The organism is Sphingobacterium sp. BIGb0116, from assembly GCF_024808035.1.
In the GTDB taxonomy this organism is placed as follows: domain Bacteria; phylum Bacteroidota; class Bacteroidia; order Sphingobacteriales; family Sphingobacteriaceae; genus Sphingobacterium; species Sphingobacterium paramultivorum.
This window is the reverse complement of the sequence record NZ_JANUDT010000003.1, coordinates 282,310-294,749: the sequence shown is the minus strand read 5'-3', so window position 1 is coordinate 294,749 and position 12,440 is coordinate 282,310. Positions and strand designations below refer to the sequence as shown.

Annotated in this window: 9 protein-coding genes; 3 read left to right on the top strand and 6 right to left on the bottom strand. The window is 40.9% G+C overall.

The window, feature by feature from the left end; all coding sequences use genetic code 11:
* The first annotated feature begins 58 nt into the window (after positions 1-58).
* From M2419_RS10105 to M2419_RS10095, 3 genes are all read left to right on the top strand, one after another.
* On the top strand, positions 59-469 hold the full coding sequence (locus M2419_RS10105) for a glyoxalase/bleomycin resistance/extradiol dioxygenase family protein (protein ID WP_153845955.1): 411 nt from the start codon (positions 59-61) through the stop codon (positions 467-469).
* Between the two features lie 84 nt (positions 470-553).
* Positions 554-1,654: a DNA alkylation repair protein gene (locus tag M2419_RS10100; protein WP_259254913.1), complete on the top strand. Its 1,101-nt coding sequence runs from the start codon at positions 554-556 to the stop codon at positions 1,652-1,654.
* A gap of 118 nt (positions 1,655-1,772) precedes the next feature.
* A complete protein-coding gene (locus M2419_RS10095; RefSeq protein ID WP_259254912.1) occupies positions 1,773-3,326 on the top strand; it encodes a M20/M25/M40 family metallo-hydrolase in 1,554 nt (517 codons plus the stop codon).
* 4 nt (positions 3,327-3,330) lie between these two features.
* Here M2419_RS10095 and M2419_RS10090 read toward each other — a convergent pair whose 3' ends face one another.
* The 6 genes from M2419_RS10090 to M2419_RS10065 form a co-directional block, all read right to left on the bottom strand.
* Positions 3,331-4,923, bottom strand: a complete 1,593-nt coding sequence (locus M2419_RS10090) for an AraC family transcriptional regulator (protein WP_259254911.1) — start codon at positions 4,921-4,923, stop codon at positions 3,331-3,333.
* A gap of 39 nt (positions 4,924-4,962) precedes the next feature.
* Positions 4,963-5,379, bottom strand: a complete 417-nt coding sequence (locus M2419_RS10085) for a hypothetical protein (RefSeq protein ID WP_153845952.1) — start codon at positions 5,377-5,379, stop codon at positions 4,963-4,965.
* A gap of 165 nt (positions 5,380-5,544) precedes the next feature.
* A complete protein-coding gene (locus M2419_RS10080) occupies positions 5,545-6,090 on the bottom strand; it encodes a DUF1573 domain-containing protein (RefSeq protein WP_259254910.1) in 546 nt (181 codons plus the stop codon).
* On the bottom strand, positions 6,071-8,206 hold the full coding sequence (locus M2419_RS10075) for a DUF4838 domain-containing protein (protein ID WP_259254908.1): 2,136 nt from the start codon (positions 8,204-8,206) through the stop codon (positions 6,071-6,073). Before M2419_RS10075 ends, M2419_RS10080 begins: the two co-directional genes overlap by 20 nt.
* Positions 8,193-11,009 (bottom strand): tetratricopeptide repeat protein, encoded by a 2,817-nt coding sequence (locus M2419_RS10070; protein WP_259254907.1) that lies wholly within the window; start codon positions 11,007-11,009, stop codon positions 8,193-8,195. Before M2419_RS10070 ends, M2419_RS10075 begins: the two co-directional genes overlap by 14 nt.
* The gene (locus tag M2419_RS10065) at positions 11,002-12,438 is read right to left on the bottom strand and encodes a glycosyltransferase (RefSeq protein WP_153845949.1); all 1,437 of its coding nucleotides are present in this window, start codon (positions 12,436-12,438) and stop codon (positions 11,002-11,004) included. The genes M2419_RS10070 and M2419_RS10065 overlap by 8 nt, the downstream gene beginning before the upstream one ends.
* Positions 12,439-12,440 lie beyond the last annotated feature (2 nt).

Below are 12,440 nucleotides of genomic sequence, written 5' to 3'. Positions count from 1 at the left end.
ATTGACAGACTATTGTCAATGGCCCTTTTAACTTTGTCATCAATAAATTTATATCAGCATGAAACTAACATCCATTCGACTGATTGCAAATGACATTCAGCAGTCCGTCAGATTCTATGAAGAAATACTGGGGCTCACCGCTCAATGGTTTACACCAGATTTTGCCGAGCTTTCCACCAGTTCGATTACCATAGCTATAGGAAGTACTCGTACGATGCAAATGTTTAGCGACAGCCCCATTATCTTTGGTAACATGGCCCCTATTATTATTGAATTTTTAGTGGAAAATGTAGATCATGAATATATTCGGATCAAAAATAGTGCTTCAAAAATCATTCAGGAGCCGACAACAATGCCTTGGGGTAATCGCTCATTGCTTTTTTGTGATCCCGATGGTAACATGCTTAACTTTTTCACTCCGCTGAGCCCTGAGGCGATCAAAAAATTTGGCGTAGAAGCCACGAACTAATCCGCTCACATGACAAGATACTAAAGTCTAAAAATTAGTATCTTGTCTTCCTTAATCGATATTTAACAGCTATTTCTTCAACTCATGGCCCTAATTAAAGATATATATACACCGGAATTTTATCAGTTTATTGCCGATCAGTTCCACCGCGTTGACCACAGTTTTAACAGAGAACAGTTTATCAAACGCGTTTTTTCAGGCAGTTTTCATGAAATGGAATGGAAACAGCGTACAAAACACAGCACAGCAGCCTTACATGAATTTATGCCGGCATCCTTTCCCGAAGCAGCGGCCTTACTAACACAAGTGGTGGAACATCTCCTAGAAACGAAGCATCGGGGGGGCCTTGAATATGTTATTTTTCCGGACTATATCGAAACTTACGGCATCGGAGATTTTGAAACAGCTGTGCAGTCATTTGAAATCGTCACGAGATTCATAACCTGCGAATTTGCCGTTCGTCCATTTATTATCAACTATGGATCTCGTATGATCGCGGAAATGGAAAGATGGTCCAAAAGCCCACATCCTCAAGTTCGACGCCTTACAAGTGAAGGATCTAGGCCCCGACTCCCCTGGGCGATGGCAATTCCAGCGTTGAAAAACGACCCTTCCCCTATCCTGCCTATCCTCCAAAACCTACATAATGACCCATCCGAGAGCGTAAGAAGAAGTGTGGCCAACAATCTCAACGATATTGCCAAAGATCATCCCCATCTCGTTCTGACCATTGCTCAGCAGTGGAATGGCATCGGTAAAAATACAGATGCCATCATCAAACATGGCTGCCGTACCTTACTCAAACAAGGACATCCAGCGATTCTAAGCTTTTATGGACTGGATAGTAGCGATTTTCATATTAGGAATCTCAGTATCCATACACCGGCAGTTAAAATAGGTGAACACCTTATTTTTTCCTTTGAAATTGAGAATGGAAGCAGCAGCGCCAGATCACTACGTCTGGAGTATGGGTTGTATTATCAAAAGTCAAATGGTCAGCTATCTCGAAAGGTATTTAAAATTAGTGAACGAACCTATCAGGGAACTGAAATAAACCGTATCGAGCGAAAGCAATCTTTCAAATTGATTACTACCCGGAAATTCTATGCAGGGAAACATAAAATTTCAATTATCGTCAATGGGCAAGAAACAGTTCAACAGGAATTTGAGCTATTGCACATTTAACGGGAAATAAGAAACAAACGAAGGGCTTTCGTGTTCTACTAGAAACAACAGGATATACGCTGGACAGGTTTTTCCCAGCGTATATAAGGTAAGTTCTTATGTTAATATGAGGTCTGTTATGAAGAAAATTCTCTTAATCCTTTTTGTCTTACTTATCCTATTTATCATTGGGCTTTTAATTAGAACGCTGACTTACCCGTTTACGCGTGTCAAAAAATCTGCTGCAACGCCTGTGCAGCCAGCGGTCAATGATAGCATTGTTGCCCGATTTGCCGGCGGCATCAAAATAGCCACAATCTCTATTGGCGACTCGACATTATTTAACTATGTTCCTTTTGAAGAACTTAATAGTTACATCAGGCACAATTTTCCACTGATCTATCGCTCTCTGGAAACCTATACGGTCAATGGCCACGCGCTGGTCATTCGACTCAAGGGAAGCGACAATAGCTTGCTTCCGCTACTCTTTCTTTCGCATATGGATGTTGTTCCTCCCGGTTCAGCTGCTATAAAAAACAACGATTCAACGCTATTTAAGCCTAGAGACCAGGCAATACCGCCTGTTAGCGAAATAGCCGAAGAATGGGACTATGCACCTTTTTCGGGGGCAGTAGCCAACGGCCGCATTTATGGCCGCGGAAGCTTAGATATGAAAGGCATGCTCTTCTCCTTACTTGAAGCTACGGAACAGTTGGTTCGAGAACAGGTACAGCCCAAGCGGGATATCTACCTCGCTTTTGGTTTTGATGAAGAAGTTGGTGGCGTACGCGGCGCAGCTAAAATAGCAGACTACTTCAAAGAAAAAGGCCTTAAATTCGAAGCCGTTTATGACGAGGGTGGACTCATTCTGGAAAAGGGCTCGGTCAAGGGAATCAGCTCCGATGTAGCATTGATCGGTTGTGCGGAGAAGGGATTTTTATCTCTGAAAATAAAGGTTAAAGGTCTTGGTGGGCACTCTTCGATGCCATCAACAACGAGTGCAATTGGTAAAGCGGCAGTCATCATGCAGCGCTTAGAAAATCACCAGATGAAAGCACAGATCGGCCCTATTATCCAAAACTTCTTTCAACAGGTTGGTGGTAGTATGCCTTTTGCCTCCCGCTTTGCGATCGCTAATCGCTGGATTATGGAACCTTTACTTCTGGCTCAACTAACGAAAAACCATTCGACTAATGCCCTCGTGCGAACAACTACGGCACTGACGATGATGAAGGGCAGCGATGCCCCCAATGTACTTTCACCTGAAGTTCAATTTGTCGTCAATTTTAGGCTATTGCCTGAAAACACCCTACAGGAAGTTCGGAATCATGTCGAGCAGGCTACAAGCGGGTTTGATGTTGAGATCGAACAGGTCGACAATGCCCGAGAAGCATCCAAAGTCTCACCAACAGACGTTAAAGCGTATAAGATGATGGAAGCTTCTATCCGCAGACTATACCCTGATCTTATTGTTACGCCTTACCTGACCGTTGGCGGAACCGACGCTATCAAATACCAAAATCTCAGTGATCATATTTATCGCTTTATGCCCATTAAAATTAATCACGCTGAACAGCAGAGTATGCATAGTACCAATGAATACATCAGCATTGAAAACTACCTGAAGATGATAGACTATTTTTATTACATTATGCGTCACTACGACGATGAAACTAGTGCCAAAACGAACTAGCTTGCTAAAGGTTATATTGCTCCATTTCCATTTTTACAAAATGTACAAATGCCGAAGGTGGCATTCCGGTAACGGTTTTAAAGGAAGAAGAGAATTTACTTAATGATGCAAAGCCACACATATCTGCAAGATAGGATAATTTAAAATCCAGGAGCTCCGGAGAAGTACGGATCTTATCCACAATATAATCAATCCGCCTTGTCTGGAGATAATCGTAAAAGTCTTTGCCTTTGAACTTTTGGATGATATAGGTTACATAACGGCTGTTCGTTCCCATGCTGGCTGCAAGCTGGCTCAGTGTAACTCCCTTTTCCAGATAAAATAACTCGGCTTCTTTTTTGAGCAGGAACTGATATAATCGGTCTTCCGTTTCTTTAGACATATTAACCTCTTTCGCTTTGATATTGCCCGGATTTTCTACGCGCTCATTTAGCAGAAGTTCGGGCTTGATCTGCGGGCTGCCAATAACCATTTTTGCAGGTTGTTTTTCCATTAGATCAACATACTTTTTTCGATAATTCCGTTGTTTTTCATAAAAAAACAAGATCACGCCAGTCGCCAAAAGTAAGATCACAGTGATACCGCCCAATGCGAAGATTAACCTATTCCTATAAAAAAACTTTCTTTCATTGAGGTTTTCTATGAGATCATCGGAAATACTCTTCGCTACATTGTCTCTTTTCTCCTTGAGGTCAATAAAAAGGGAACGATATTGAAGTGACTTTTTTTCATCTATACTTTCCTTATAATATTTTGACAACGTTTCGTAGGTTAACATGCTTAGTTCCTCTATGCTACCATTTTCGAGATAAGGTTGTACCAAATCCAGGTATTTCTTTGCGTTTTTCAGATCATTGCGTGCAAGTGCCACTTCGGCCTGAGCACGATAGATATATGGTTTGAGATTACTTTCAACCGTTTTAATTTTATCGAAGGAAGAGTTCAAAAAGGAATCTGCAGCCGCCAAATCGCCTAAATTCAAGGCACAAATTCCCATAAGCTGATCATTTGTAGCTTTAATGAGCAATGCCTTTTTATCATCATTGGCATTGTGTTGAATATAGGATGAAGCCTTAACCACATATGCTTTGGCATCCAAATAATTACCCTGGGCAAAACTATGAAATGCTCTTTCATGTAAAATATTGATACGTGTAAGCATTTTCATGATCGGATCAGTTTGATTTTCATTGGAAACTTCAGCTTTTCTCAAAAAACTCTCGGATGCTTTCAGTAGGCCCAATTGACGGAACGAGGTTGCCAGTGAGCCCGAGGTCGTTGCCTGCCAGGAAAAGTTCATGGTTGCATTGGAGATTGTATCCGCGCGCATAGCACTTTGAATACTCTGTTTCATATCACCTTTATTTTCATAAAGCTTAGACCACAACATATAAACTTTAATTTTCTGTTCATCGGTATTAGCGACATGTCGCAAAGAGTCTGCAACGCGTTCCGCCTCCTTTATGTCAATGGCTACCAAAGATACAACAACATCCAGGTAACGTTTGTTGAACTGATCCTCCTTTAATTTCTGGCCGTAACTATGCTGTAGCAAAACGAGAAATAATAAAAAAACAAAAATAAATGGCTTCATCATAAACCTATACAGCAGTAAAATATTCGTAAAACTTATATTCTAATCCAAAACAAAAAACCACGACAGCAGTAGTGTCAATAGTCCTCCGAGTAACGCAGCCAAGAACACATCTTTGGTCTGCCATTGTCTTTTTTGCACTAACTTTTTTACATCTTTCCTCACGACATATTCATTGTAATCGTAGTATGCGCGTAGATTATTGGAATCAATAACAACTTCGATCGTACGCTCTATTTCCCGTTCCAAATGTATAAGGGCCAATTGTGAGGAAAGATAACCGATCTCATTGTCGGCGACTTCACGCAATTGCAAAAAATCCTCGAGTGCCTTATCCAGATCCTCTGATAATAGTAACTCATTATTTGGGCAATATTTTCCAAGTGCCGTGGCTAACCTTTTCTCCAATTCAATCAAGGCCACCAGCAATTCTTTCGGCTCGTATATTACAGTATCCATATATTAGATAAATAACCATATAGGCAAACCTATCATCGGCGCTAAATATCCTATTTTAAATTTTTGTTAAAAATGACAACTATCATCTCGAAAATGACTGACATCACTAACGTATTATAAACTAATAATTAACAGGAATTACATCTCCCAAGATATAGCCCATAGCTATTTGTCATGAATGCTCTTATTAAAATCTTCATCCATAAAATATCCCTTATTATTTTCTGCACCGTCTACCAGGGTTTTCAATCCACCCTGCGCCCGGATCTCTTCACTATAGAGCTCTTCATAATCTTTCGTATACAGCGCATTTGGCACCACATTGATATCAAATATTATTTCGCGAATGGGTGATTTCTCAAAATTTCCGTATAACGTAATATAATGTTTGACGTAACCCACATTTTTTGCGCTATTGTAACTGAATGTCAATAAGCGTTCCTTACCTGGGGGGATGGAAAATGCCCCTAACCCTTCTTCAACTTTCAGGCAGCCACAGGAAGTAATGATATCAGTGATCATCATCGGATTCTTACCTATATTTTTCAAGTTGAAAGAAAGATCTTTTTCCTGGCCGGCTAGCAATGGATAATAGTGCCGCTCATTATCTTCAATTTCTATACTGGTCTTGCGGTTTGCGATATCCATACATGACCCCAATAGCAGCATAACAGCTGCGAAAATTGCATTTTTAATATATCCGTATCTCATCACAGGCAATTACTGATTTTTTAATATCCTTACTCTTGTATATTCTTAGTTGAACCGTTCCATTTTTTTCCAGTCCGACCTCCCTTTCCAACACAGCAACTCCCGATTGTAATTCAAAATCATCGGCCGTATAAGTTGCTACTTTGCGGCCATTGCAAAAGAATTCAACATGATCTGGCACTAGCATTCGATGCTTGGCATGCACCAGGCAACGTAGTGTAAATCTCTTTTTCTGCTCGGACTCATTATGGATGATACCGTCAACCACGATATCTTCACCCGCTAGGAACCAGCCCTGATTAAAATCACTGGCAAAACCGTCTAACCCATCACTTAATAAGTAACTATCTTCACAACTTTGCTTCGATATCAACCCTGTTGCTTGTGCTTGCGCAAAGTCATTCCGCTTGAAGGAATTTTCCTCAAACGCTTTCCAGTCCTGGATATACCTATGAATTGCTCCATCCTCTTCCTTGTAGTTCTTCAGGTCAGCATAGGTTGTATAGGCAGACAGTCTATCCAGTGCCTCTTCTTTGTTATCGCTATTGGTTTCCAAATTTGGCGTCCTTTTCATATCGCCCTGCATTCTTCCTGCGCTAGCATACTGAATTTGAAGTTTGGTATAAGCCAATGCCGTTAATAATTTGTCGATTTTCTCCCGTTCATTACCCACGGTGAACTTATTCAATTGGATCAATTTCTCATAGAAATGAAAAAACTCTTCCTGGTCAATATACGTCCGTAAAGCCTCGCGAAAGGAGGAGTAAACATCCGTTGGGTGGTTTCTTTTAAGGGCGCTACGCTCCAGTCCAATTAAGTAATTTGATAGCAAGTTTCCGGTACTTGGATAAAACCGTTGCAGGTAGTTTGTTATCAATTGTGGCACTTCCAACGATGGGTCGATCATTAAGGCGGCAAATACATAAGTTTTTACATCTTCGAACGAACTATAATCATAGCCACTACCATTTAGAAATAGCCCATCAATGCCAAGGCTATTAAAAAAAGGTAGCTGTTTCTTTACACGCTCCATGACCGGAAATGGCGTGAGATAGTCGTCAAAATTTGAAACATAATCCCAGCCGTACAGATGCCTTACCTTTGTTTTCCAATTGTTCGCTAGTATTGAAAAACTAGACACAGCAACCGAATTCAAATCGAGAAATGCAGTTTTTGGCAAATCGATCGTGCTAACAAATGCACCGACATTCTCCATTAATATTCTTTTCGGCGCTTCGGCAGTGGATCGATAAGCGAGGGTAAAAAAATGGTGTTTTGGAAATTCCTGTGCCAGCCGATTAAGCAGATCGCCAACTGCTGCAGTGGCACTGGTTTTCGTATTCCCCTTTTTTTGGCAGTCGTTACAGGTACAAACCAAGTCATTGTCATTTGGAGCTATCATAAAATGGGTTGGTGCCTTTGTTCCATCGCCATATTGATCTCTTATATATGAACTAATCGCATTGTAGGTTTCCTGTGCTGAAAAACAATACTGCTCATTTATTCTCTTTTCGTCTACGAATGCATAGGAATTGGTCGGTATGCTATTTCCAAAAACGCGTTTTAGATTATGCCCCCAAATTCCCCAGTCGCGATCTGTAGCTTTGGTCAACAGTATCCCGGCATAGTCCGCGTCCAGATTTGATGGTAAATGAGGCTCGCGGTATTGCATCGAAAAATGCCCTTTATGACTGTTAAAATTTAGGTAGTTGGGTGGCAGGTCAGCGACATCCAACTGATGGAAATTTGAAAAATGATCAATTAAAAGATAGGAAATCCAACATAGTGTAGCATACTCGCGTCCAAAGATAGAAAGCCGATCTTTTTCATTACGGATTTCATAATCGGAATCCAAATCCGGAACAAGCTCCAGGTACACCGTGTTTGCTCCCTGAAGATTGATCTGATCCGAACGTTTTACCTGAAAGGCCGTTCTATTTTGAATGCGTTTTTTTAGGTGATAGTATAAATAATCTGCCGCATTACGACTGCTTTTATCACCATTGGATGCTATGGTGAGCTGTGGCGACTCAAACTTGAATGTACTCGCCTCACCCGCACAGCTTAACAGCAAAATTTGTAAAATAAATAATATGGCGACCTTAAAAAGATACATTTAACTGAAGATATAGATTATATAAATTTCGGTAAGTACTGTTGTCCAACTCTTTTCCTGTTTGGAAATTATACCAGGTACCAATTGCGCTCACGCCAATATTACGGCTGATAGATCGTCCTAATCCTGCTCCTACCATCGCATTGAAGAAATTAAAACTATTATAGAATTGATTGTCCAACAAGTCAATATCGGGGGAGTTACCAATACTTCCCATGGCTAATACATAGTTTTTGGGACTATTCATAAAGTACTGCGCTTTTCCCATTAGACTATAGAGATATCGCCCTTGACCAGCGCTATTCAGATAGAAATTGCTCAACTTGGCATTAAGGCGAAAATCCTCGATTTCCTTGCTGATTCCGAGATTCAGATTAAACAGATTTTGCTTGGTATAGAAACTCCGAAAACCCAATCCCGCCTCGGCTTCCCAAGAGGGTTTCCAGGTATAAATTGCGGCTGCATTCAAGGCAATTTTAGCAAAATACTTATTGGCCCAAGCGACATCCATGCGACTGGACAAATCTGCTGTCCATGGTCTTGCCCATTCAAATTGTCCCTGAACTCCCTTGCCTTCAGCACGACCAGCATAATTTACCCGCCCCGTGTAAGTGCTCCCATCTGCATTTAGTCGGGTATAATCGATTGTTGAGATCGTTGAAATAGCATAGTCATCACCAAACCTAGCCCTTAAATGCGATACTGAAACCGTATTATGGAAAGATTTTTGCCCCAAATAATTGAGGTGGCTTTTGAAATCATCCAATTCCAGCAGTGAGGGTTCATAAAATTTCTGATAATAGTATGCCGAATCGTAATTTCTTAGTCCCTCATAAGCTAGGCCTTTCATATATTTCAGCACCTTGTTGTCTTTGTAGTGCAATGCAGTGTCGATGACGTTCAAGGCCATCTCATGCTCCTTTCCCTTTAGCAAGCGTCCGGCGTATTCCTCTGTCGTATTTGTGAAAGTATTTACCAAAGGTATGTGGAAGGGATTGAGTTTTACCTGGCTATGTAAAAGTGCCCAAGAGTCCGCAAGTTTCTCTACCTTATGAGTCATTGCTTCAGCGAGTTTTATCTTAAACGCGACATCATCGGCATATTGTCCTTCGGCAATCTGTGCATAACGCAACATGGCATCGTTGTCTTTCAGCTGATAACAGATATTGATCATATAAAGCAGTGCATCTTGATTATATTGATCAACGGTGAGCCACCTGTCGACAGACTGTTGCGCTTCAGTGAGTTTATACGCTTCAAGTAGGTTTTTGACACGTGGTATCATGATGTCACTATAGCCGCTCAACAAACGCTGACGCTCTTCCTCATTCGCTCTACCCAACACCTGTTCGTAAATCAAAAGCGCTTGATCGTAGCGTCCCTGCTTATTGTACAGATCCGATTTCTTTAACAGCAGTGTTGCATCGCCTGGCTCGTCAAGGAGAATATCGTCCAAAACAACAATCGCCTCCTGATACCGACCTTCTGTCACATAAGCATTGTACAATCCCTGTTGCGCTATCGCTATCGATGCATCATCCCCATAACGTATGACATCTTTCCAATCACTAATGGCTACCCCAATTTTTCCATCCTGAAAACTCGTTTTCGCCTGCTGTAAAGTGAGCGTGACATAGGATTCACGGAGATCGGTATCTCCGGGATATTTTGCAAAATAGGTTTTCGTCAAAGTTGATACTTTGGCTTGACTCCCCATACGCTTGTACACCGTCAATTCTCTCATGTCTAACTCCTTACTCCCGCCTACACTACGACGATGTTTAGTTAAAGCAACAATAGCACCTTCATACTGCTCTTTTGCTATTAGGTCATTATACACATAATCAAAAGCCTCCTTATTTCCAGGTGCGCCATCAAATATTTTTCCGTATAAGCTCGCAGGGTCATTATTTTTAGCATTTCGTGCCGCTTCAAGCAAAAAATAATTGTATTGCGATCGCAAACTGCCACTACCACCATGTTTAAGTTGATCATCCAAAAATGTCAGGATTTCAGGATATCGTTGTTGATGCTCTAATATTGCAATCTTCTTCTGCACAAAAGCAGCATCTCGGGGAAACTGATTTAGTGCCCTTTCGGTGTAGACCAGTGCATTATTAAAATCGCCCGCCTTGATATAGTTATCGATAATCGAAAAGTAACTATCCTGTTTTCGAGGTTGATCTTCGACCAATTTTTTGCCCATTTCAATGGATTGATCAAGCTTGCCTGATTTTTTAATTTCTGCGCTACGTTTCTCCAGGAGATAATTCTGATCCGATTTAAGTTCGGTATCCTCTGGATAAATCTGGGCGATACGCTTCAATAAGCGATCTGCCTCGACCTGGTTGCCCATGGTCCGGTACAATTCAATTTTCTTGCGCCACAAGCCTTTCCAATAAGGATTAACTTCCAATAGTTCATTGATATAACAGATCGCGCTCGAATAGCGCTGTGTTTCGGTCTCCACAGCAACAAGCATATGCTTGGACTCCACATTTGCGGGAGCATATTCAAGTGATTTTACAAGCTCATATCGCGCTTTATCGTACTGTTGCCGATGAAGATAATATTTCCCGAGCAGCATCCGCATATCGGAATCTTTGGGATTTTTTTTAAGAAATTCATCGACTTTTTTCTTTCCTTCCTCCCACTTTCCCTGGCTATAGAGTTCATTAATTTCGTTGGCATCTTTATTTCGTTCAATTGTCGTTCCGGCCCTTTGGGCATAGCTGGGATTTGCCAGCAGTAAAGCGCCAGAAATTCCTATAAAAAGACTGGCGTATGTAAACTTCTTAAACATTGTTATTGGCAGCGTTAACATTTTTTGAAGGCGAAAACCCTTGACGGGTCATCTGTCCCCATTTGAAATTTCGTTTAGTTAAATATTGAATGTATCCTCTAAGGGTAAAAACCACGACCAAAGGATGGTATATAATAGCTTCAAATGCTGAAAACAGCACGAGCTTGAGGTATTCCCAAAAGTTTTTGTAAAGCTTATTCAATACCAGATCATACGATACCGTAATGATAGATACAGAGAGACCAATGAGGTATGCATAAAGCAACATCATCCAAAATGTATCAAAATTGACCTGATGCGTAAACAATAAAAACAACAGGAATAAAAATCCAGTAAACTCGATTATTGGAGCCAGAAATTCAAAAAAAACAATGTAAGGCATCACAAGCAATCCAAGCCGGCCATAGTCCTTGTTTAAGAAGAATTTCCGATGATCGATAATGAATTGCAGCATACCACGTCCCCATCGGGTACGCTGCCTATTCAGCACTTTTATATTTGGTGGTCCTTCTGTCCAACAGAGACTATATGGGCATTGTGCAATCTTGTATTTCTTTCGGTTTTCCCGCATATAGGCTACCATCCGCACCGTCATATCCATATCTTCGGCATGAGAAGCCGAATCAAAGCCGCCTGCAGAGGTCACCACTTGAGTATCAAAGAGACCAAACCCGCCGGATACGTTTGGAATAGCATTGAGCATCGACCAGCCCATTTTGGCTACCAGATAAGATCGGAGATATTCTGTTTCCTGAAAAAGAGGAATAAGGCCTTTTGGTGGTCTTACACGTGTAATTTGTCCTTTGTCTATCGAACAGCTATTCACCATACGCATGGTCGCTCCGACTGCAATCACATGCTGTTCACTATCCAATACAGGCAAAATAATTTTGCTCAGGGTATCCTTGGCAAGAATACAATCAACATCGGTATTGATAAAATAGGCGTATTGAGCCATATTAACACCTGCATTCATTGCATCCGCCTTTGTTCCACCATTCTCCTTATCGACCACAATGAGCTTACTAAAAGCCGGGTTTTTGGATCGTAATATGCGATGAACAGGCCTACAGTATACTTTATAGACATAATAATAAGGAACTTCTTCTAGTTCAAATTCGTCTATTAAAATCGCTAGGGTCTTGTCTTTACTACCATCGTTAACAATAATTACTTCAAAGGTTGGATAATCGAGATTTAAAAGAGAGTTGACACTATCAGAGATAATCACTTCTTCATTGAATGCTGGCGCAACAATAGATATTCCTGGCGCCTCTTTCGGAAAGTTTTTTAGATAATGTTCGTCTCTTTTTGTGTAAGAATAACGATAATGTATCGTTTTAAAATAGCTCATTACGAGCAATGCTATATAGAAAATAGCAAGTGTAGTTGCATAAAAGTAAATAAGATAAGTAAAGAAGTATACCATTT